We start from the raw sequence: 21,226 nt of genomic DNA on the forward strand, positions 1-21,226 counted from the left end.
GCACCTGGCCGGAAGCAGCTGACGCACCTCGCGGCGGGTACGACGAAGGCCCGCCCCACACCTGGGACGGGCCTTCGGGAAGACGATTGAACGCTGGTGCGCTCTGCCTTATCGACGGAGACCGAGACGCTCGATCAGCGCACGGTAGCGTGCGATGTCGATGTCCTGGAGGTAACCGAGGAGGCGACGGCGCTGACCGACGAGCAGGAACAGACCACGACGCGAGTGGTGGTCGTGCTTGTGCTCCTTCAGGTGCTCGGTGAGGTCCTTGACGCGCTGCGTCATGAGCGCGACCTGCACCTCGGGGGATCCGGTGTCACCGGGGTGCGTCGCGTACTCTTCGATGATCGCCTTCTTGACGTCTGCTTCCAGTGCCATAGATTCGATCCCCTTTCAGCTCGTTGCGCGGCGCCCGACGCCTGATGCGTGGGCTCTCTTTATCCGCGGCCGATCGAACGGCAACCCCACGAGTCTACCCCATCCGCAGGTGCGGGGAGAGCGGATAGCCTCGCTGGAGTGTCCCCGCGCCTGCTCCTCGACCTGCGCCCTCTGACCGAGAGCCCCCCTTTCGCGCGGCTGTGGATCGGCTCCATGCTGGGCGGGCTCGGCGGGCAGCTGACGATCACCGCCGTCATGCTCCACATGTACGAGCTGACCGGGTCCACGTTCGCGGTGTCGATGATCGCCGTGGCCGGCCTGCTCCCCATGATCCTCGCCGGCCTCTACGGCGGGATGCTCGCCGACTGGTTCGACCGCCGCGCGGTCGCGCTGAGCGCAGCGACCGTGACGTGGATCTCCACCGCTCTGCTGGCCGTGCTGGCATGGACGGGCGTCGTCGACGTGGGATGGCTGTACGCGCTGTCCATCGTCAACTCGGCGGCGAACTCCATCGTCTCCGCCACGAAGATGGCGATCACGCCCCGGCTCGTCGGGGCTCGCCTCATCCCTGCCGCCGCGGCGCTGAACGGCATCACGGTCGGGGTGATGGTCATGGTCGGGCCCGCCCTCGGCGGCGTCCTCGTGGCGCTCTTCGGCTACCCGGTGACCTACACGCTCGATGTCGTGCTCATGCTGTCGCTCTTCCTCGGCCTGTGGACGCTGCCGCGCCTGCGCCCCGAGGGCGAGTCCGTGCGCCCGGGTCTCGCGTCTCTGGCCGACGGATGGCGCTTCCTGCGACGTGCTCCGAACATCCGTCTGCAGTTCCTCCTCGACATCGTCGCGATGACATTCGGGAACCCGCTCGCGCTCTTCCCCGCGGTGGGCGCGGTGGTGCTGGGCGGGGGCGAGATCACGACCGGGCTGCTGGTCGCGGCGAACGCCGTGGGCGCATTCGCGTCGAGCCTGTTCTCGGGCCGGATCTCCGCCTACCGCCATCACGGTCTGGGCATCGGGCGGGCGATCCAGGTGTTCGGGGCCGTCACGGCGGTGTTCGGGCTCGTGCTGACCGCCGCGTGGCTCTCCCCCGGTGAGGCGTCGGCAGGACGACCGCACGTCGCGCTCATCGTCCTGGCGATGGCCTGCCTCGCGTGCGCGGGCGCTGCGGACAACATCAGCTCGATCTACCGGCAGACGATGCTGCAGTCGGCGGTCCCCGATGCCATCCGCGGGCGCCTGCAGGGCGTGTTCATCGTCGTGGTGACGGGCGGGCCGCGACTCGGGGCGCTCTACGCCGGCGGCTTCGCCACGGTCGCCGCGACCTGGTTCGGCGAGAGCGGCAGCGCGTGGCTGCCGCCGCTCCTGGGCGGGCTGCTGGTCGTGGCGATCACCACGGCCATCCTGCGAGCCTTCCCGCGCTTCCGGGGATACGACGCGGAGAACCCCACGCTCTGAACGGCGCCGAGTACGCGAAGAGGCCGACCCCGCAGGGCCGGCCTCTTCGCACGGGTCACGCGGCGAGCGCGCCCTGCAGGTCGAGCGTGATCTTGACGTCCTTGCCGACGAGCACGCCGCCGGTCTCGAGCGCGGCGTTCCACGTCAGGCCGAAGTCCTCGCGGTTGATCGACGCGACGGCCGTCGCGCCGGCCTTGTAGTTGCCCCACGGGTCGGTGCCGAAGCCGCCGAGCTCCAGCTCGAACGTGACCGGGCGGGTGACGTCCTTGATGGTGAGGTCGCCGTCGACGAGGAGGTCGCCGCCGTTCTCGCGGACGCCGGTGCTCGTGAACGTGAGCGTGGGGTGCTGCTCGGCGTCGAAGAAGTCCGCGGAACGCAGGTGCTGGTCGCGCCCCTCGTCCTTCGTGTCGAGGGAGGCGGCGTCCGCGGTCGCGGTCACCGACGCCTCCAGGACGTTCTCGGGCAGGACGATCGTCGCCGACTTCACCGTGAACGCGCCGCGCACCTTGGAGATCATCATGTGCCGCACCTCGAAGCCGACCTCGCTGTGTGCGGGGTCGAGCTCGTAGGTGCCGGGGCGGTAACCGGGGATGTCGATGGTCATGCGTGCTCCTCAGAGGTCCTTTGCCGCGTCTGCGGCGTCACAGGAGCACAATACCCATTCGCACGCATATATTCCAGCTTTTCCCATATTCGTCGGGATCGGTCATGACGAAGCGCCGCACGGATGGCCCGTGCGGCGCTTCATGAGGATGTCGAGTCAGGCGACGGCGAGGAGGTCGATGATGAAGATGAGGGACTTGCCGCTCAGGAAGTGACCGGCGCCGGCGGGGCCGTAGGCCAGGTGCGGCGGGATCACGAGCTCGCGGCGGCCGCCGACCTTCATGCCGGGGATGCCGTCCTGCCAGCCCTGGATGAGGCCGCGCAGGGGGAACTGAATGCTCTCCCCGCGGTTCCAGGACGAGTCGAACTCGTCGCCGGTCTCGTACTCGACGCCCGCGTAGTGCACGGTGACGGTGTCACCGGGCTTCGCCTCCGCGCCGTCGCCCACGATGATGTCGCGGATGGCCAGCTGCGTGGGGGCGGGCCCCTCGGGTGCGTCGAACTCGGGCTTGGTGCGTTCTGCGCTCATGTCCTCCATGATGCCCGCTTCTCGGCGGGGGCGCGCCGGCGAGGACGTACATGACGCGCCGCGACGGGTCGAATGCCGCTATGTCGCCGCACTTGGGCAGAATGAGCCGCGTGAGGAGTATTCCGCCCGGCTCTGGGCCCGCAGAGCCCGCCAGGAGCGTCGCGGCGCGCGTCTACCGCGCCCTCGCGCACCGCGCGTGGGAGGAGGCGCTCCACCTCGTCGAGGAGAACTGGTCGGAGCTGCTCACGACGAACGCGGCGGCCATCCGCGCCGTGATGAGCACGGTGCCGCCCGAGCTCGTCGAGAGCGACGCGCGCTGGCGACGCGTGCGCGACTACCTCGAGACGGTGCCCGGCGGCCGCGTTCCGACGGTGCATCTCGCACCCTCGTCGGCGTTCGCGGAGGCGATGGCTCTCACCGAGGAGGCCAAGCACGTCTCGCAGCGCGGCGACCTCCCGGCGGCCCTCGAGACGGTGCGCGAGGCTCGCGCGGCCTACGAGAGCGCGAGTGCGCAGCGGCGGGGCGGCACGCTGGCTGACCTCCCCGGGCTGCTGCTCATCTGGGGCGGCATCGAGCTGGCGGGAGGCGATTCGGGCATCGCGCTGGACGAGCTGACGCGCGCCTACTCGATGGCGCATGCGGGCGGTGTACCGCAGGTCGCGCTGATCGCGGCTTCCGAGGTGGCGTGGCTTCATGCGCTGGAAGGGCGGGCGGAAGCGCGCGAGGACTGGGTCTCGTATGCCGAGGCCATCATGCGCGGAAGCCCGCGCCCGCTGCCGTCGCCCATGTCGCTGCAACTCAGTCGCGCGCTCGCCCACTACGACGAACTGGACTTCGCGACCGCGCGACGGGAGGTCGGCGCGGCTCGTGCCACCAGCGCGGGGCGGACCCCCGCCGAGGCGCGCCTCTGGGAACTGGCCGTGGTCTCCCTACTCATCGCCGCGAAGGACCCGGCGTCGACGGCCACCGCCGCGGATCTCGAGCAGCCGGACCTCCCCGGGCGCGTGCAGGCGCGGGGAGGCGAACTCGCCGTCGCCCGCGCGCAGGCGCTCGCCCACCGCGGGCAGCTGGAGCGCGCGAGGGAGATCCTCGACGCGCTGCCGATGCCGCTCATCCCGAGCGCCCGTGCGCAGCGCGCCGCCGTGCATCTCCTCCGCGGCGATCGCGAACGAGCAGCGCAGGACGGACACGCCGCCCTCGACGATCTCGGGCGCCCTCGCGCCGCCGTGACCGCGGCCGCCGTGCTGGCCGTCCTGCTCCTCCGCCGCGACGATCCGGAGGCCGGACCCGCCTTCCGTCGCGCTGCGGTGCTGGCCGCCGCGCACCGGGTGCCGGTCGCGCTCACCTGCGTACCGCGTGCGGACTTCGACGCGCTCGCGGAGATCGCCGACCTCTCCGATGAGGAGTGGGATGCCGTGTCGGCGGTGAAGGCCGCTGCCGTGCGCTTCCCGCCGTCGCCGCAGCCGGGCGCTCTCCGCATCACCGAGCACGAGCTGGCCGCGCTGCGGCTCCTCGCGCAGGGCAAGAGCACGGCCGAGGCCGCGGCCGCCCTCGGCGTGAGCGCGAACACGATCAAGAGCTTCCGGCGCCGCGCATACGCCAAGCTGGGCGTGAGGACGCGCGAGGAGCTGGTCGTGGCAGCCGCCGCGCACGGACTGCTGTGACGAGGACGAAGGAGCGCAGATGGCCGATGGCGACCTGGGCGAGGCGAGAAGAGACGTCGCGCCGCGTATCTTCGACGCCCTAGCGGACGAGCGCTGGCACGATGCGATGGCGACCGTGGAGGCGAACCTCGCGGAGCTGGTGAGCTTCGATCCGGTCCTCATCCGCACGGTCGCCGACACCGTTCCCACGTCCGCGATGCGCCGCCGGCCGCGCTGGTGGGCGCTTCGCCAGTACGTGACGCACCTGGTGGCAGCACCGGAGAAGCCGCCCGTGTTCCCCGACATCGACGTCGAGGTGCCCGAGCAGCTGCCGCCGGCCGATCGGGTCGTCCTGCTGACCGGACGGATCGCCTTCCTGCGGTCGCGCGGACTGTTCCGAGAGGCGGCCGACCTCGCGGACGCCGCGCGGGACGCCCTCCAGGCCATGACCGCGGCCGAGCGTGCGGCCATCCGCAGCCTGCTGCCGATCGTGCTCGTGCAGTGGGGGGTGACCATCGCAGCGGACGGCGACCTCGTCCGCGCCGCGGACGTCCTCCTCGAGGCGCACACCGCTGCCGAGGAGACGGGCAACGTCCGCATGGCCCGGGAGGCGGTCGGCGAGCTGAGCTGGGTTCACGCGATCCTCGGCGACGGCGCCGTGGCCGACCTCTGGCTCGAGCGGGCGGCGCGCCTGCGCGCGCGGTACCCCGACATGAGGTTCGTGCGCGCGGCGGACGACCTCGGCGCGGCGTACCGTGCGAGCGACGCCCTCGACTTCGACCGCTGTCTGCGCCTCCTCGACGATGAGAGCACGCTCTTCGAGGAGCTGACGCTGCCGGCCGCGGGTCTTCGCGCCATCGTCGGCTCGCGCGCCCGCTCCACGCACCCGGTCTACAGTCTCGCGCGGCTGCAGGTCGCGGTCGAGGGGACGCGGCCCGGGCTCAGCGAGGGCGGGCTGAACGCGGCGGTCCTCGCCGTGGCGCGCGGCACGGTCCTCACCTACCAGGGCCTGCACGAGGCCGCGCTTCTCGCCCTCCAGCGGGCACCAGCCATGCACCCCCAGGCCGAGGGCCTGCTGCGCACGCGGCGCGCGAGCGCGTACCTCGGCCTCGGCGAGACCCGCCGTGCGCTGCGCGAGGTGGCGCGCGAGGATCAGAGCCGTGCACCGCGCGTCCGCGTGGAGGCCCTCGTCGTGCGGGCGACGGCGCTGTGGCGCGAGGGCGACCGGGATGGCGCGGTGACGGCGTTCCGGACGGCGTGGGAGACGTCGCAGGCGAACGGTCTGCGCGCCTCGCTCGCCGTCGTCCCCATGGCAGACCTCGAGGGGCTCGCCGCGGCATCCGGATGGTCGGGGCCGCTCCCCCAGCCGCCCGGGGAGCGCCTGCTCATGCCGGCCGCGGACTACCGCTACGAGCGGCTCACCGCGCAGCAGCTCTCGGTGCTGCGCGCGGCGGCCGAGCACGAGCGTCTGGCCGACGCGGCCGCCAAGCTGGGCGTGAGCGCGAACACCGCCAAGGTGCACCTGCAGGCCGCATATCGTCGCCTCGGCGTGTCGGACCGGGCCAGCGCGATCGCCGAGGGCCACCGGCGGGGCCTGCTGTAGACCCGGACAAAGACTCAGCGCTCGGGCCGCGGCGATGCCTGCGAGACTTCCGAGCGCTGAGTTGGTCTGAAGCAAGGATGCGCCCGCCGGGAGCGGCTGTCAAGACCCGGTCTGCGATCAGCGTGCAAGCAGCTCCTGGCGCGTGCGGGCGGCCCGCGCGAGGAGGGCGCGCTCGTCGTCGGCCGCGCGCGCATCGCGCCCCGACACCGCGCGCTGCCGCGTCGCGGCGAGGGCGGTCGCATCGCGGATGAAGGACTTCATGAGCGCGGACCGGTCCCCGCGCAGGTTCCGGGCCCACGCCATCCCCGCTCGCCTCCCCACCGGCGTCGCGAGCATCTCGACCTCCTCGGGGGTGAACCATCCGGCGACCGCGTACTCTCCCAGCCGCGCCTTCGTCAGCCGCTCCTCCTCGTGCCGCATCCGCACGAGCAGGAGCGTGAACACGATGAACAGCGGGACCTGCAGCACGACGTAGAGGTGCAGGAAGCCCTCGAGGCCGGTGAATGTTGCCGAGCCGTTCCACAGCGCGTGCAGGGCCATCGCGCCGACGAGACCGCCGACCCAGGGGCGGAGGCTCCCCGCGAGCGACGCGCCGCCGCGCACCGCCCGACCGAGCGCGTAGCCGGTGACGGCGGTGAACATCGCGTGCGCGAACGGCGAGAGGAGACCGCGCAGGATGAAGGTCCAGGTCAGCGAGCCCGCGCCGCCCTCGATGACGGAGACGGCGAAGTACTGGATGTTCTCGGTGAAGGCGAACCCGGCGCCGACGAGGGCGCCGTAGACGACGCCGTCGACCGGGCCGTCGAACGCGCGGCGCCCCATCAGGAGGATGAGGAGCACGCCGACGCCCTTGCCCAGCTCCTCCACGATCGGCGCCTGGATGACGGTGCCCGCGACATCCCACAGCGGCGAGCGCGGCAGCACGAGGTGCACGCCCAGGTCGACCAGCAGCGCGAAGCCGACGGAGGCGATCGCGCCCCACGCGAGGGCGAAGATCACCAGGCTGCGCGGCTCCGGCTCCCAGCGGTCGACCCAGAGCATCGCGGAGACGACGAGCGTGAACGGAGCGAGGGCCAGCACGAGTCCGACGATCGAGGCGGAGGTGCCGAGCGCGCTCGTGAAATACGACACCAGCCCGAACAGGAGCACGGCGAGGACGGCCCAGAGCCAGATCCACGTCGAGCGGCCGCGTCGCGTGGGCACGGCCGGGAGATGCGGCTGCGTCGCGCCGCCCACGGGGATGACTGCGCCGGACCCGCGTCGGGGCTGCTCGAAGGCGGTCGCGAATGGCTCGGACGACGGAGGGTTGAGCCCGGTGCCGTAGGTCATGCCCCACAGCCTAGGGTGCGCGATTCCGGCGGTTCCCTCACGCGCCGCGGTCGGAGACGGCGGATAGCCTTGAGATCATGCGCTTCGCCCATGTGACCTTCCCCGAGGACACCGCCGTCTCTCTCGCTCTCGCTGACGAAGCGGGGGCGCTGGCCGTCTCGACGCTCATCCCCGACGCGCCCCGCACGCTCGAGGAGCTCATCGCGCGGGGCCCCGCCGCGCTCGAGGAGATCCGCGCCGCGCGCGCCGCCCATGACGGCGAGCCGACGCCGATCGCGGAGGTCCGATTCGCACCGGCCATCCTCGCCCCGCCCGCGATGCTGGCGGTGGGCCTGAACTACGCCGCGCACTCGGGCGAGCTCAATCTCAAGACCGACGACACCCCCACGGTGTTCACGTTCTGGCCCAACTCCCTGCAGGCGCACGACGGCACCACCACCTGGTCGCGGCGCATGAGCGAGGCCGTGGACTACGAGGCGGAGCTCGGCGTGATCATCGGGCGCGCGGCCAAGGACGTCTCCGAGGAGGAGGCGCTCGACTACGTGTTCGGCTACACAGTGGTCAACGACATCTCCGCGCGCAACATCCAGTACTCTGAGGCGCAGTGGTGCCGCTGCAAGTCGCTCGACGGCTTCACACCGGTCGGGCCCTATGTGGTCACCGCCGACGAGATCCCCGATCCGCAGGACCTCCACATCTGGACGCGGGTGGACGGCCACATGATGCAGGACGCCTCGACCGGACAGATGGTGCGCACGGTGGCGCGGCTCATCGCGCACCTGTCGCAGGGCATCACCCTGCTGCCGGGCACGCTCATCTCCACCGGGAGCCCCGGCGGCTCCGGCTTCTCACGCACGCCGCAGGTGCTGCTGCGCGACCGCTCCACGGTGACCGTCGGCATCGACGGCATCGGCGAGCTGACGACGCACTGCCGGATGACGGACTGACGCCAGCACCCGCCCCGGGCTGCTTCAGCTCGAGGCGGGAGCCCGCGCGACGGGTCAGCCCTGCGTGGGCACGTCCTCCGGGGCGATGATCGGAATGATCGAGGTCACCGGCTCGAGGCCCGACAAGCGCGAGGGGCTGAGCTGCTTCTCGACCTCCGCCGGCTCCATGAGGCCCGCCTCGACGACGAGATCGGCGACGCTGCGGTTGGTCAGCAGGGCGGTCTTCGCGAGCGCCGCGGCCGCGGAGTAGCCGATGAAGGGCGTGAGGGCGGTGATGACGCCGACGCTCGACCCCACCATGGCGCCCAGGCGAGCGCGGTTGGCGGTGATGCCGTCCACGCAGTTGACACGGAGCGTGCGCATCGCCTGGCGCATCCAGATGATCGACTGGAAGATCGAGTGCGCGATCACGGGCTCGAACGCGTTCAGCTGCAGCTGCCCCGCCTCGACCGCCATCGTCACCGTCACGTCGGAGCCGGCGACCGCGAACGCGACCTGGTTCACGACCTCGGGGATGACGGGGTTGACCTTGCCGGGCATGATGCTCGATCCCGCCTGCCGCGCGGGGAGGTTGATCTCGCCGAGGCCCGCCTGGGGGCCCGACGACAGCAGCCGCAGGTCGTTGCAGATCTTCGACAGCTTGATGGCGTTGCGCTTGAGGGAGGACGAGAACGACATGAACGAGCCGGTGTCGCTCGTCGACTCGACCAGGTCGCTCGCGGTCTCGAGGTCGAGCCCCGTGATGTCGCGGAGGTGCCGCTCCACCGCGCCCGCGTAGTCCGGGTGCGTGGTGATGCCGGTGCCGATCGCGGTCGCGCCCATGTTGATCTCGTGCAGCAGCACGGCGTTCTCGCGCAGCCGTTCATAGTCTGCGGCCAGGGTCGTGGCGAAGCCGTGGAACTCCTGGCCGAGGGTCATCGGCACGGCGTCCTGCAGCTGCGTGCGCCCCACCTTCAGCACGTCGTGGAAGTCGGTCGCCTTGGCGAGGAACGACTTGCGCAGCAGGTCAAGCTCGGTCAGCAGCGACCCGAGCGACAGCGACAGCCCGATCTTGATCGACGTGGGGTACACGTCGTTGGTCGACTGGCTGCGGTTGGTGTGGTCGATGGGCGACAGGTAGGCGTAGTCGCCGCGCTCGCGACCGGCGAGCTCGAGCGCGATGTTGGTGATGACCTCGTTCGCGTTCATGTTGGTCGACGTGCCCGCGCCGCCCTGGATGACGCCCACCACGAACTGCTCGTGGAACTGCCCGTCGATGACGAGCTGCGCTGCGCGGTCGATGAGGTCGGCGCGGTGCTGGTCGAGCACGCCGATCTCGGCGTTCGCCCGGGCGGCGGCCTGCTTCACCATCGCCAGCCCGACCACGAGCTCGGGGTAGACGGAGATCGGGCGCTTGCTGATCTCGAAGTTCTCCAGCGCCCTGGCGGTGTGGATGCCCCACATCGCGTCGCAGGGGATCTCCATCGCCCCCAGCGAGTCGGTCTCGGTGCGAGTCTGCGTGACGGCTTCAGCGTGGACCATGTGCGTCTCCTCGTGGGTCTTCACGTCGGTGTGAGCGGGATGCCTCGATCCTACCCACGCACTCGGCGACCCTCTTTCGACTCGACGTACATCGCCGTGGCCATCCCTGTACATCGCGTACACGCCGCCCCGTGATGCACTCCTGCGCGGCCGGGCGCACTACCGTTATGAGGTGACCACCGACGCACCCCTCGCCGCCCCGATCGCCGACCGCCGTCCCCTCGTGCGCAGCCACCACGGCGACGACGTGGAGGACCGCTACGAGTGGCTGCGCGCGAAGGACGACGCCGCGGTGCGCGCGCACCTCGAGGCGGAGAACGGGTACACCGATTCCCGCGTGACGCACCTCGAGCCGCTGCGCGAGACGCTCTTCCAGGAGATCAAGGCGCGCGTGCGCGAGACCGACCTCACGGTGCCCGTCCGGCAGGGCGGATGGTGGTACTACGGCCGCTCCATCGAGGGGCGGCAGTACGGCCTGCAGTGCCGCGCGCCGCTCGCCGCCGACGACGACTGGACGCCGCCGCGACTCGAGGTCGACGTCGAGGTGCCGGGCGAGCAGGTGCTGCTCGACGGCAACGTCGAGGCCGACGGCCACGAGTTCTTCTCCCTCGGCGCCTTCAGTGTCAGCACTGACGGCGCGCGCATGCTGTGGGGCGTCGACACGCAGGGCGACGAACGGTACACGGTGCGCGTGAAGGACATCGCCACGGGCGAGGTGCTGCCCGACGTGCTGGAGGGCATCGCCGGCGGCGCGCGGTTCACGCCCGATGGCCGGTTCATCCTCTACTCCACCGTCGACGACGCCTGGCGGCCCGAGGGCGTGTGGCTGCACCGCGTCGGCGATCCGACTCGCGAGCGGGATGTGGAGATCGCCCACGAGGACGACGAGTCGTTCTGGATCGGCGCCGGCTTCACCCGCAGCCGCGCCTACCTCGTGATCGAGTCGGCGTCCAACACCACGAGCGAGTACGCGATCATCCGCGCGGCCGATGTGCCGCGTCTGATCGAGGACCCGGCGTCGGTGCCGCGCACCACGCTCTGGAACCGCGCGGAGAAGGTCGAGTACTCGATCGACCACGCCGTCATCGACGGGCGGGACTGGCTCTACGTCCTGCACAACCGCGACGCGCTCGATTTCGAGCTCATGCGCGTGCCGGCCGACGAGCCCGATGCCCGGGGCGAGATCGTCATCCCCCACTCCCCCGGCACACGCCTCGAGAGCGTGGACTGCCTGCGAGACTTCGCCATCGTCGAGTACCGGGCCGGGGGCATCCCTCGCGTCGGGATCCTCGACTACGCGACGCACGAGGTGAGCGAGATCGCCTTCGATGAGCCGCTGTACAACGCCGGCTCCGGCGGCAACCCCGAGTGGGCGCAGCCGGTCGTGCGCCTGAGCTACGGGTCGTTCACGACGCCGGGCACCGTGTTCGACTACGTGGTGTCGACCGGCGAGCTGCGCGAGCTCAAGCACGTCGAGGTCCTCGGCGGCTACGACCCCGCCGATTACGGGCAGGAGCGTCTGTGGGTTCCCTCGACGGACGGCACGCTCATCCCCGTCTCCCTGGTGTGGAAGCGCTCGTTCGGCGCACCCGAGGATGCGGCCCGCCCCGTGCACCTGTACGGATACGGCTCGTACGAGCACTCCATCGACCCGGGCTTCTCGTACGCGCGCCTCTCCGAGCTCGACCGCGGCATCGTGTTCGCCGTCGCGCATGTCCGCGGAGGCGGCGAGATGGGCCGAGCCTGGTACGAGAACGGCAAGCTCACTCACAAGCGCAACTCGTTCACCGACTTCGTCGACGTGGCGCGGTTCCTCGTCGACCGCGGCTACACGACGCCCGACCGGATGGTCGCCGAGGGCGGCTCCGCGGGCGGCCTGCTGATGGGCGCGGTGGCGAACCTCGCCCCCGAGCTCTTCGCCGGCATCCTCGCCGACGTTCCCTTCGTCGACGCGCTCACGACCATCCTCGACCCGTCGCTGCCCCTCACCGTGATCGAGTGGGAGGAGTGGGGCGACCCGCTGCATGACGCGAGCGTCTACGAGTACATGAAGTCGTACTCTCCGTACGAGAACGTGCGCGAGGGCGTGACGTACCCGCGCATCCTCGCGATGGCCTCGCTCAACGACACCCGCGTGCTGTACGTGGAGCCGGCCAAGTGGGTCGCGCGCCTGCGCGAGGTGGGCGCCGACGCGCTGCTGCGCTGCGAGATGACGGCGGGTCACGGCGGCGTGAGCGGGCGCTACAACGCCTGGCGGGAGCGCGCGTTCCAGCTCGCGTGGATGTTCGACGTGCTGGGGCTCGCCGAGTAGCCCGCCCAGGCGGGCTCGGCGTCAGGCCGACTCGCCGTCGGACGGGCTCGGCGTCAGGCGGACTCGCCGTCGGACGGGCTCGGCGTCAGGCGGGCTTGCGCGAGAACCGCTCCAGCCGCTCCTCGGGAGTGAGCGCGGCCATCCGCTCGTACCACTCGGGCGTGAAGGATGCCCCCGGCTCCGCCGACGCCACCGGCACGACTGAATGCGTGATGGTGTCGTCGTAGACGTGGACGAGGTGGAACGCCTGCCCGGCGTCCATGCCGTTCACCTGTTGGGGCGGGAGCGCGATGTCCATCGTGTAGCAGGACGCCGACGCGACGCTCACGGGGATGCCGGCGAACGTCCCGCTCGTCGAGTAGTGCAGGTGCCCGGCGAGGATGGTTCGCACGTCCGATCCGCGCAGCACCGCGGCCAGGTCGTCCTGTCGGCGCAGCTCGAGGATGTCGAACAGCGGGATGTGGCTCGGCAGCGGCGGGTGGTGCAGCGCGAGGATGGTCCCGAGCGGGGCGGGCACGGCGAGCTCGCGCGAGAGCCACTCCAGCTGGCCGTCGTCGAGATCGCCGTGGTGCCATCCGGGGACCGACGAGTCGAGCGCGATGAGGCGCAGGCCGCCGAGGTCCCAGACACCGGTGACCGGCTGCTGCGTGGCGGGGAGCCCGAGGAGGTCGCGGCGCAGCCCGGCGCGCTCGTCGTGGTTGCCCGCCACCCACACCACGGGTGCGCCGAGCCGCGCGGCGACGGGCTCGACGAGAACCCGCAGCCGTGCGTAGGCCTCGGGTTCGCCCAAGTCGGTGAGGTCGCCGGTGAAGACCAGCGCATCGACTCCGCCGGTGAGCCGCTCGACGCGGGCGAGAGTCGCGACGAGGTTGGCGTCGGTGTCGATGCCGCCCGCGAGACGCCGCCCCTGCGCCAGCAGGTGCGTGTCGCTGAGGTGGACGATCGTGCGCTGTGCCGCCGGATGCCTGCCGAACTGCGTCATGCGCTCAGCCTAGGACGCACCCCGGACACCGGCCTCCCCCACCCTGGGTGACCCATGTCTCACTTGTCGCGGCCATCCGCCGGCCGAACCAGCACCCAGTGAGACACGGCGCCCCGGAGCTCGCCGGCGTGTCTCACTCGTTGCGGCCATCCACCGACCGAGCCCGCACGAAGTGAGACACGGTCCGATGGCAGTGCGGAGAGGACGCGACCGGGCCGTCGTCTCGTGCACACCCGCCGCCACACCGGTGATCCTTCCCCCGACCGGACCACCCGCCGCACTGCTTCCCGTGCGCAGGCGATGCTGACGGCATGTCACGAGAACCGGCGCCCCTGCCCGCCGAACTGGCCGGCCACCCCTTCCACGTGCGCGAGGCTCGCGGACTCGGCGTCTCCGGCTCTCGCCTGCGAGCGCTCGATCTCGCGCATCCATACCGAGGCCTTCGCTCGCCAGCCACGCTCCCCCTCGCTGCGAGCTTGCGGGAGCGATGCATCGAATACGCGCCCCGCCTGAAGAACGGCGAGTTCTTCAGTCATGAGACCGCGCTCGCCCTGCTCGGCGTGCCCGTCCCGCCATTCGCGAATCGGGAGCTCCATGTGTCCGTCCATCGCCCGCCGCATCCGCCGAGGATCGCCGGGATCCGCGGTCACCGGCTGCAGCGTCGCGAACCCCAGCTGCACCCGCACGCGGAGCTGGCGGTCGAGTCGCCCGCGCGGGCATGGCGCCAGTCGGCCATGACGTGGGGCGTGGAGGATCTGGTGATCGCCGCCGACCACCTCATCCATCCGCGGAACGCCCTGCTGACGCCCGCCGACCTCCGCTCCGAGGTGCAGCTCATGGGCGACACGCGCGACAAGAGACTCGGTCGAGCACTCGCTCTGATGCGTCCTGGTTCCGAATCTCCCGGCGAGACGAGGACGCGTCTCACCATCGGGAGAGCCCACCTGCCGGAGCCGGAGTTGAACTGGGATCTCTATGACGCCGACGGTGTGCACATCGCGCGGTTCGACATGGCGTACGTGCGGCGCCGCGTCTGCGTCGAGTACGACGGCCGAGTGCACGCCGACGATGTCGGCCAATTCGAGCGAGACGCAGACCGATGGGAAGCGGTTCGACGAAATGGATGGCTGATGGTGCGGATTCTGCGCCACCATCTGAACGGACCGGCTCCCGTTGCCGCACGCCTCATCGAGGATGCGCTGCGGGAGCGCGGATGGCGACCCGGCGCTGAGGTGTGAGCCGAGCACCCGTCGCGCCGGCGGCCCGTGTCTCACTCGTCGCGGGATCGCCCTCGAGTCACCCGCAGCAAGTGAGACACGGGCCGGGGTGCACGCGCGCCGTGTCTCACTTGGTGCGGCATCCTCGGCGGAATAGCCGCGCCAAGTGAGACACGCACCCCGCTGCTGATCACCCATGTCTCAGTTGCGGCGGGAATCACAGCCGAATAGCCGCGCCAAGTGAGACACGGGGAGCCACCGGGACCCCGGCCGCCCCCGCTCTCCGGGCTCAGCCGAAGAGGGCCGCAGCCTCCTCGTAGCGGGAGAGCGGCACGGAGTGCAGCTCGCCGAGCGCCTCGGAGAACGGTACGCGCACGATCTCGGTGCCCTGCATGGCCACCATCTGCCCCCACGCGCCGTCGACGACGGCGTCCGCTGCGTGGAGGCCGAGACGCGTCGCCAGCACGCGGTCGAAGCCCGAGGGCGCACCGCCGCGCTGGATGTGGCCGAGCACCGTCGAGCGGGTCTCGATGCCCGTGGCCTGCTCGATGAGCGGAGCGAGGACCTCGCTGATGCCGCCCAGTCGGGGGCGGTTGAAGGCGTCGAGGCCCTTGTCGCTGTAGGCCTCGTCCTGCCCCTTGAGCTTGAAGCCCTCCGCCACCACGACGAGAGGCGCACGACCGCGCTCTGCGGCCGCGAGCACGTGCTCGGTGATCTCCTCGAGTGACAGCGGCACCTCGGGGATGCAGATGATGTGCGCGCCCGCGGCCATGCCGGAGTGCAGCGCGATCCAGCCGACGTGCCGGCCCATGACCTCGGCCACCATGCAGCGCTGGTGCGAGTCGCCCGTGGTCCGCAGCCGGTCCATCGCGTCGGTGGCGATGTTCACGGCCGTGTCGAACCCGAACGAGTAGTCCGTCGCGCGCAGGTCGTTGTCGATGGTCTTCGGCACGCCGAGCACGGGGATGCCGTCGTTGTTCAGCCGCTGGGCGGCCGCGAGGGTGCCCTCGCCGCCGATCGCGATGATGCCGTCGAGCTTGTGCCCGTACAGCGTCTTGGCGATGTTCTCCGCGCCGCCGCGAACGCCCTCATAGGGGTTGGTGCGGCTGGTGCCGAGGATGGTGCCGCCCACCTTCGACAGGCCCTTCACGTCGCGACGCGTCAGCGGGAAGAAGTCCGCCTCCACGAGGCCCTTCCACCCGTCCCGGATGCCCACGAACTCCATGTCGTAGGCCTCGGTGCCCTTGAGCACCGCGCCGCGGATGACTGCATTGAGGCCGGGGCAGTCGCCACCACTCGTCAGAACGCCGATCTTCATGACATCAACGCTAGGGCATTCGGGAGCATCGATTTCGCCACTCCCGAACGCCCCGCGGCGGATGGCCTAGGCGGCCCCCAGCGCCTGCCGCAGCAGGTGCATGAGGGCGGCCATCTGCACCGAGTCACTCGACGTCTCGTCGTACGCCTCGCCGTCGAGCGCGCGCCCCGCGAGGCCCTGCTTGCGGTCGATGAGCTCGGCGACCTTGCTGTCGATCGTGTGCGCGGCGATGATCCGCCACGCGGTGACGGGCTCGTCCTGGCCGATGCGGTGCACGCGGTCGATCGCCTGCGTCTGCTCGGCGGCGGTCCAGCTGAGCTCGGCGAGCACGACGTTCGAGGCGACCTGCATGTTCACGCCGACCCCGGCTGCCGTGAGCGAGCACACCGCGATGCCGACCTCGGGGTCGTTGTTGAACGCGTCGATCGCGGCCTGGCGCACTGTGCCGCTCTGCTCGCCGCGCACGGAGACGGCCTTGATCCCTGCCGCTGCGAAGTGCGCCTCGGCCTGGTCCATGACGTCGATGTGCTTGGCGAAGAAGACGACCTTGCCCACCGAGCGCTGCAGCTGGGCGGCGTAGTCCGCGGCGAGGAGCGCCTTCGCCTGCCCGATCCGGCGCACCATCGCGAAGACATTGTCGCCGCCGTCGCCGGCCGACTTCGATTCCTCGAGCTCGCTCTGGGCGACCAGTCGCACGATGTCGTCGTCGATCTCGCCCGCTGCGAGGCCGCGGTCGCCGCGCGCCTCGATGATGCGGCGGTATCGGGCGGCGAGGCGCTGGCCGAGCTCGCGCTCGGCGGCGCGGATGCTGCGCCCGTACTCGTCGTCCAGCTGCACGGGCAGGTCGGCGATGAGCTTGTCGGGCAGGTCGGCCGCGACGTCCTTCTTGCGGCGGCGCACGATGCCCATCGAGATCACCGCGTCGCGGGCCTCCGGGTAGAAGGCCTTGTCGGCGGGCGTCAGGCCCGTCGCATCGAGCTTCTCCATCAGCTCGGGGCCCGGCTTCTCGCCGTTGGTCCAGCCGAGGAAGCGCCAGATCGCGTCGAAGTCCTCGACGTCGTTGATGAGCGGGGTTCCCGTCAGCGCCAGCAGCAGCGGATGGCCGCCGGGCGCCGTCTCGCGGATGCTCTGAGCGAGGGCGAGCACGTTCTGGGATCGCTGCGAGGTCAGGTTCTTGATGAAGTGGGCCTCGTCGACGACCATTCCGCGCAGGCCCAGGCCGGCGAGCCATCCGAGGTGCCGGTCGAGGATCTCGTAGTTGACGATGAACACGTCGGCGAACGCGTCGAGGTCCTGCCCGTCGCCGTTGATGACGGTGGCGCGGCGCTGCGGCGTCCAGCGCTCGACCTCGCGCGCCCAGTTCATCTTCACGACGTTCGGCACGACGACCACGAGCGGGTACGCGTCGGCGACGGAGGCGGCCAGCACCGACTCCGCGGTCTTGCCGAGGCCGGGCTCGTCGGCGAGGAGGAAGGAGCGGTGGCCCTCGCGCACCGCCTCGAGGAACCGCGACTGGTGCGGCATGACCTCGAGGCCCTTGGGCGACAGCCGGTCGAACTCGGGCACGGGCGGCAGCGGCATGGTCGCCGCGCGTCCGCCGGCGCCGAGCTCGAACGCCTTGTAGAGGGGGCCCATGAGCTCCCAGCCGTCCAGCCGGCGCCGCGGGGTCTCCCCCGAGTCGACGCGCGAGAAGTCGGGCGCGAGGAACGGATTCGCCTCGCGGCGGGCCTCGATCTGCGGCGGCGTGACCGCACGCTCGGAGACCACCGGCGGCAGCGCGGCAGCCGCCGGGGCGACGGGCTTGTCGTCGGCGATGATGAGCTCCTCCGGCGGCAGCTCGGCGCCGGCCTCGAGCAGCCAGTCCCGGCGCATGCGACGGGCGACCGGCGACGTCGCGTGATCGGCCTCCAGCAGCTGGATGAGCGACGTGTCGCGGGCTGCGGTCTTGGCGAGGATGGTCGCCACCCCGTCGAGGCGCTTCAGCAGCTCCGCGCGGGCCGAGTCGGAGATGGACTCGTCGGCCTTCACGCGGGCGCGCTCCTCTCGGACGAGGAACGCGATCACCTGGAACTTCACGCGGTTGGTCGGCCCGAGCTTGTTGCGCTGGGCCTTGGCCTCGATCTCGCGCACCTTGCGGGCGAGGATCGGGATGACGGGGGCCTCGTCGTCGCGTCGTGCGGACGAGGACTTCTTGCGCTGTCGCGCGGGTGCCGTGGTCGGCATGCTCCTCCTGAGCGTCGCTTCCGGCCGCCGCTGATGCGACCGGTCGAAGTCGTGCGTGCGTCGCGCGCCGCCGAACTGCGGCGGCGCCGGCCGTCGCTGTGGACGGGCGGCGACCGGGCAGCGCGCGAAAACCCGGCGCCCGGTGACGCGGCCCGCTCCTCCGGCGCTGTCGCGTCGAACGGATGAGCGGAAGCCTCACGGGCATTCTACGGCATCGGCCTCCGCGCCGGGAGCAGCGCCCGTCGGGGCGTCGCGCTCAGCCCCAGAGGGTCGCGACGATGTCGTCGGTGTACTGCGGTTCGAAGTCGGCGTTGAGCCAGTGCGTGGCGACCCAGCCGCCATCGCCCAGCACGTGCACCTCGCCCCAGGCGCCCTGCTCCGGTCCGCTCGACTCCTGCTCGCGCTCGCACCGCGCGACCGCGTCGCGGTCCTCGCAGGTGAGGCCGCCTTCGACCAGCGCAGAGCGAAGCGTCTCGATCTGCGCGTCGTCGACGGCCGCCACGGTGGTCGCGATCCCGACCTCGCCGGCGGTCCCCCAGGTGCATCGCAGGGGCTCGGCCGCATCGAGCACCTCGAGCGCGGGCACGACCTCGGTCGAGAGCATCGTCAGCCCCTGGTCGTTGAGCGGCCCGACCTCCTCGCTGAGGATGGCGAGCGCTTCGGCCGACCACACCCCGTCGCAGGACCCCGGCACCGCGAACCCCTCGGGCGTCGCGGTCGCGGTCGGCGTGGCCGACGGCGTCGCGCCGCCCGTGGGCTGGGAGGGCGCGGAGCCCGACTCGCCGCCCGCGCATCCGGTGAGGGCGAGGAGGACTCCCGCGACAACGAGAGGGGCGAGAGCGCAGCGCTTCATGGCGTCGACGCTAGCCCAGGGCGGCGCGCGCGGTCGCCGCCCCCGCGGATCGTGACCCGATCGCGTCGTGGCCGCGACCGGTGCACCATCGGATGGCGGTCGCCCGTTCGCCGTCGGATGGCCGCCGCCCGCATCGAGGTCGGCCGACGCCCCGCCACTAGGCTGGGGGCATGGCCATCGAGCTCACCGAGGCGGCCGTCGCCGCCACCATCGACCACGCGATCCTCAAGCCCGACTTCACACAGGCCGACGTCGACCGAGAGCTCGACATCGCCGCCGAGTGGGGCGTCTTCAGCGTCTGCGTGCGCCCCTCCGACATCGCCTATGCTGCCCGCCGCCTGGCCGGCACGTCGGTCGCGGTCGGGACCGTCATCGGGTTCCCGCACGGCACCACCTCCACGGCGACCAAGGTCGCCGAGCTGCGCCAGGCTCGTGCAGACGGCGCGACGGAGTTCGACATGGTGGTGCACATCGGCGCTCTCCGCGGCGGCGAGGATGAGCGCGTCCTGGCCGACATCCGCGAGGTCGTCGCGGCTGCCGAGGGCCTCGTGACCAAGGTCATCCTGGAGACCAGTCTCCTCGGCGACGAGCAGATCGCGCGGGGCAGCCGGCTCGTCGAGGCCGGCGGCGCCACCTTCGTGAAGACGTCCACCGGGTTCGCCGGCGGCGGTGCGACCGTCGAGCACGTCACCCTCATGCGAGAGAGCGTGTCGTCGGCCGTGCAGGTGAAGGCCTCCGGCGGCGTCCGCGGCCTCGACGCCGCCGTCGCCATGCTCGAAGCGGGCGCGACGCGTCTCGGAACCAGCGCGAGCGCGACCATCCTGGGCGAGCTGCGGGCGCGCGCCGCCGGCGACCGGGCTTCGGCCGTCGAGGATTCCAGCTCGTACTGACTCAGCCGATGCGGAGGACGTCGCGCGTGCGCACGACGTCCTCCGTCATCTGCATGATGAGCTTCTCGACGCCCTCGAACGCGACCATGCCGCGGATGCGCGTGACGAAGCGCACCTCCGCGCGACGTCCGTAGAGATCGAGGTCGTGCTCGTCGAGCACGTACGCCTCCACCTGCCGTCGGTTCACGTCGTCGAAGGTGGGGTTGCTGCCGACCGAGATCGCGGCCGGATACGAGGTCTCGTCGACGACCAGCCATCCCGCATACACGCCGTCACCGGGAATGAAGCCCTCCGCGTCCTGCGAGAGGTTGGCGGTGGGGAACCCGAGCTCGCGCCCGCGCTTCAGACCGTGCACGATCTCGCCGCGCACCGCGTGCGGGCGGCCGAGGAGCGTCGCCGCCCGCTCCACGTCGCCGGCGTCGAGCAGCTCCCGGATCCACGAGGACGAGACCCGCCGCCCATCCCCTTCGCTCGCGACGTCGGGCATCACCTCGACGGAGAAGCCGTGCACAGCGCCCATGCGCTCGAGGAGGGCCGCGTCGCCCGCTCCCCCGCGCCCGAACCGGAAGTCGCGGCCGACGAGCACGCGCCGCGCCCGCAGCGCGCCGACGAGCACGCGCTCGACGAACGCCTCCGCGTCCTCGGCCGCCAGCTCCTCATCGAAGGCCAGCAGCAGGGTCGCGTCGATGCCGGTGTCGGCGAGCAGGTCGATCTTCTGCTCCACCCCGACGAGCGGACGCGGACAGCGCGACGGCGCGATCAGGGCGAGCGGGTTGCGGTCGAACGTGACCGCGACCGACCGCGCCCCGATGGCGCGCGCGTCGTCGAGCATGCGCGCCACGAGGGCGCGGTGTCCCGCGTGCAGCCCGTCGAACTTCCCGATCGCGACGACCGACGGCCCCAGGTCGGACGGCACATGCCGCGCGTCGCGGAAGAGCATCATCGCGCGGCCGCCGCGAGCTCGGGCACGGGTGCCGGACGATGCGTGCGCAGCCACCAGATGCCGCAGAACGGCAGGACGAGGGGGATCCACACGTAGCCGCTGCCGTACAGCGACCACACCGTCGGGTGCTGGAAGAGCTCGGGCAGGACGATGCTGAGCGTCCCGACCACGAGCACGCCGACCAGCTCGAAGATCACCGCGACCCAGGCCATCCGGTACCAGGCGCGACTGCGCGAGAACATCAGCGCGAGCGTGGCGAGGATGTACACGACGGCGGCCGCGGCCGACAGGCCGTACGCCAGGGGCGCGTCGTCGAACTCGCGCACGATCTGCACGAAGGAGCGCCCCGTGGCCGCGAGCGCCATCACGCCGTACACGAACACGAGGACGATGCCGGCGCCGGTGATCCGGCGGGCTGACGCGGGCTCAGTCATAACGCATCCATTTTAGGCGGGCGGCCGAGCGCGGACGCGCACGAGTCGGA

General features: G+C 71.5%; 18 protein-coding genes. 7 read left to right on the forward strand and 11 right to left on the reverse strand.

From position 1 onward, the window contains the following. Window positions 1–108: 108 nt before the first annotated feature. Complete coding sequence (rpsO, locus tag QWJ90_RS13015; protein ID WP_290108282.1) at window positions 109–378, reverse strand: 30S ribosomal protein S15; 270 nt, start codon at window positions 376–378, stop codon at window positions 109–111. 138 nt (window positions 379–516) lie between these two features. Here rpsO and QWJ90_RS13020 point away from each other — a divergent pair, with 138 nt between their 5' ends. Next, window positions 517–1,830, forward strand: a complete 1,314-nt coding sequence (locus QWJ90_RS13020) for an MFS transporter (protein WP_290108283.1) — start codon at window positions 517–519, stop codon at window positions 1,828–1,830. A 55-nt stretch (window positions 1,831–1,885) separates the two neighbouring features. On the opposite strand, the gene QWJ90_RS13025 is transcribed toward QWJ90_RS13020, so the two are convergent. After that, on the reverse strand, window positions 1,886–2,434 hold the full coding sequence (locus QWJ90_RS13025; protein WP_290108284.1) for a YceI family protein: 549 nt from the start codon (window positions 2,432–2,434) through the stop codon (window positions 1,886–1,888). A gap of 156 nt (window positions 2,435–2,590) precedes the next feature. Continuing rightward, on the reverse strand, window positions 2,591–2,962 hold the full coding sequence (locus tag QWJ90_RS13030; RefSeq protein WP_156241821.1) for an FKBP-type peptidyl-prolyl cis-trans isomerase: 372 nt from the start codon (window positions 2,960–2,962) through the stop codon (window positions 2,591–2,593). Between the two features lie 110 nt (window positions 2,963–3,072). On the opposite strand from QWJ90_RS13030, the gene QWJ90_RS13035 reads away from it, so the two are divergent. After that, window positions 3,073–4,626, forward strand: coding sequence for a helix-turn-helix domain-containing protein (locus tag QWJ90_RS13035; RefSeq protein ID WP_290108285.1), 1,554 nt, complete (start codon window positions 3,073–3,075; stop codon window positions 4,624–4,626). Between the two features lie 19 nt (window positions 4,627–4,645). Further along, on the forward strand, window positions 4,646–6,208 hold the full coding sequence (locus QWJ90_RS13040; RefSeq protein WP_290108286.1) for a helix-turn-helix domain-containing protein: 1,563 nt from the start codon (window positions 4,646–4,648) through the stop codon (window positions 6,206–6,208). A gap of 117 nt (window positions 6,209–6,325) precedes the next feature. On the opposite strand, the gene QWJ90_RS13045 is transcribed toward QWJ90_RS13040, so the two are convergent. Then, window positions 6,326–7,537, reverse strand: coding sequence for a PrsW family intramembrane metalloprotease (locus QWJ90_RS13045; protein ID WP_290108288.1), 1,212 nt, complete (start codon window positions 7,535–7,537; stop codon window positions 6,326–6,328). Between the two features lie 77 nt (window positions 7,538–7,614). Between QWJ90_RS13045 and QWJ90_RS13050 the strand changes: the two genes are divergently transcribed. Continuing rightward, on the forward strand, window positions 7,615–8,484 hold the full coding sequence (locus QWJ90_RS13050; RefSeq protein ID WP_290108289.1) for a fumarylacetoacetate hydrolase family protein: 870 nt from the start codon (window positions 7,615–7,617) through the stop codon (window positions 8,482–8,484). A 54-nt stretch (window positions 8,485–8,538) separates the two neighbouring features. On the opposite strand, the gene QWJ90_RS13055 is transcribed toward QWJ90_RS13050, so the two are convergent. Then, the gene (locus QWJ90_RS13055; RefSeq protein WP_290108290.1) at window positions 8,539–10,005 is read right to left on the reverse strand and encodes an aspartate ammonia-lyase; all 1,467 of its coding nucleotides are present in this window, start codon (window positions 10,003–10,005) and stop codon (window positions 8,539–8,541) included. A 172-nt stretch (window positions 10,006–10,177) separates the two neighbouring features. On the opposite strand from QWJ90_RS13055, the gene QWJ90_RS13060 reads away from it, so the two are divergent. Then, window positions 10,178–12,316: a S9 family peptidase gene (locus QWJ90_RS13060; protein WP_290108291.1), complete on the forward strand. Its 2,139-nt coding sequence runs from the start codon at window positions 10,178–10,180 to the stop codon at window positions 12,314–12,316. A gap of 85 nt (window positions 12,317–12,401) precedes the next feature. On the opposite strand, the gene QWJ90_RS13065 is transcribed toward QWJ90_RS13060, so the two are convergent. Next, entirely contained in the window at window positions 12,402–13,298 is an 897-nt protein-coding gene (locus tag QWJ90_RS13065; protein WP_290108292.1) for a phosphodiesterase, read from the reverse strand. A 476-nt stretch (window positions 13,299–13,774) separates the two neighbouring features. On the opposite strand from QWJ90_RS13065, the gene QWJ90_RS13070 reads away from it, so the two are divergent. Further along, a complete protein-coding gene (locus tag QWJ90_RS13070) occupies window positions 13,775–14,536 on the forward strand; it encodes a hypothetical protein (RefSeq protein WP_290108293.1) in 762 nt (253 codons plus the stop codon). Between the two features lie 268 nt (window positions 14,537–14,804). Here the strand turns inward: QWJ90_RS13070 and QWJ90_RS13075 are convergent, their stop codons facing one another. From QWJ90_RS13075 to QWJ90_RS13085, 3 genes are all read right to left on the reverse strand, one after another. Further along, entirely contained in the window at window positions 14,805–15,833 is a 1,029-nt protein-coding gene (locus tag QWJ90_RS13075; protein WP_290108294.1) for a 6-phosphofructokinase, read from the reverse strand. Between the two features lie 66 nt (window positions 15,834–15,899). Further along, window positions 15,900–18,056, reverse strand: coding sequence for a DEAD/DEAH box helicase (locus QWJ90_RS13080; protein ID WP_290108295.1), 2,157 nt, complete (start codon window positions 18,054–18,056; stop codon window positions 15,900–15,902). A 256-nt stretch (window positions 18,057–18,312) separates the two neighbouring features. Further along, entirely contained in the window at window positions 18,313–18,909 is a 597-nt protein-coding gene (locus tag QWJ90_RS13085) for a hypothetical protein (protein ID WP_290108296.1), read from the reverse strand. A gap of 170 nt (window positions 18,910–19,079) precedes the next feature. Between QWJ90_RS13085 and deoC the strand changes: the two genes are divergently transcribed. Next, window positions 19,080–19,799 carry a deoxyribose-phosphate aldolase gene (gene deoC, locus QWJ90_RS13090; protein ID WP_290108297.1) on the forward strand — a complete coding sequence of 240 codons (720 nt, stop codon included), beginning with the start codon at window positions 19,080–19,082 and terminating at the stop codon, window positions 19,797–19,799. A 1-nt stretch (window position 19,800) separates the two neighbouring features. Here deoC and QWJ90_RS13095 read toward each other — a convergent pair whose 3' ends face one another. Next, window positions 19,801–20,742 carry a bifunctional riboflavin kinase/FAD synthetase gene (locus QWJ90_RS13095; RefSeq protein WP_290108298.1) on the reverse strand — a complete coding sequence of 314 codons (942 nt, stop codon included), beginning with the start codon at window positions 20,740–20,742 and terminating at the stop codon, window positions 19,801–19,803. Then, window positions 20,739–21,176, reverse strand: a complete 438-nt coding sequence (locus QWJ90_RS13100) for a hypothetical protein (RefSeq protein ID WP_290108299.1) — start codon at window positions 21,174–21,176, stop codon at window positions 20,739–20,741. Before QWJ90_RS13100 ends, QWJ90_RS13095 begins: the two co-directional genes overlap by 4 nt. Window positions 21,177–21,226: the final 50 nt, after the last annotated feature.

This window comes from Microbacterium oryzae, assembly GCF_030406385.1.
GTDB lineage: Bacteria > Actinomycetota > Actinomycetes > Actinomycetales > Microbacteriaceae > Microbacterium > Microbacterium oryzae_A.

Excerpts from the sequence above, each read along its gene's own strand:
- QWJ90_RS13025 (WP_290108284.1), bottom strand. The coding sequence starts at position 2,434 with ATGACCATCGACATCCCCGGTTACCGCCCCGGCACCTACGAGCTCGAC.
- QWJ90_RS13030 (WP_156241821.1), bottom strand. The coding sequence starts at position 2,962 with ATGAGCGCAGAACGCACCAAGCCCGAGTTCGACGCACCCGAGGGGCCC.
- QWJ90_RS13085 (WP_290108296.1), bottom strand. The coding sequence starts at position 18,909 with ATGAAGCGCTGCGCTCTCGCCCCTCTCGTTGTCGCGGGAGTCCTCCTC.
- QWJ90_RS13040 (WP_290108286.1), top strand. The coding sequence starts at position 4,646 with ATGGCCGATGGCGACCTGGGCGAGGCGAGAAGAGACGTCGCGCCGCGT.
- QWJ90_RS13065 (WP_290108292.1), bottom strand. The coding sequence starts at position 13,298 with ATGACGCAGTTCGGCAGGCATCCGGCGGCACAGCGCACGATCGTCCAC.
- QWJ90_RS13045 (WP_290108288.1), bottom strand. The coding sequence starts at position 7,537 with ATGACCTACGGCACCGGGCTCAACCCTCCGTCGTCCGAGCCATTCGCG.
- QWJ90_RS13100 (WP_290108299.1), bottom strand. The coding sequence starts at position 21,176 with ATGACTGAGCCCGCGTCAGCCCGCCGGATCACCGGCGCCGGCATCGTC.
- rpsO (WP_290108282.1), bottom strand. The coding sequence starts at position 378 with ATGGCACTGGAAGCAGACGTCAAGAAGGCGATCATCGAAGAGTACGCG.
- deoC (WP_290108297.1), top strand. The coding sequence starts at position 19,080 with ATGGCCATCGAGCTCACCGAGGCGGCCGTCGCCGCCACCATCGACCAC.
- QWJ90_RS13095 (WP_290108298.1), bottom strand. The coding sequence starts at position 20,742 with ATGATGCTCTTCCGCGACGCGCGGCATGTGCCGTCCGACCTGGGGCCG.
- QWJ90_RS13080 (WP_290108295.1), bottom strand. The coding sequence starts at position 18,056 with ATGCCGACCACGGCACCCGCGCGACAGCGCAAGAAGTCCTCGTCCGCA.
- QWJ90_RS13050 (WP_290108289.1), top strand. The coding sequence starts at position 7,615 with ATGCGCTTCGCCCATGTGACCTTCCCCGAGGACACCGCCGTCTCTCTC.
- QWJ90_RS13075 (WP_290108294.1), bottom strand. The coding sequence starts at position 15,833 with ATGAAGATCGGCGTTCTGACGAGTGGTGGCGACTGCCCCGGCCTCAAT.
- QWJ90_RS13055 (WP_290108290.1), bottom strand. The coding sequence starts at position 10,005 with ATGGTCCACGCTGAAGCCGTCACGCAGACTCGCACCGAGACCGACTCG.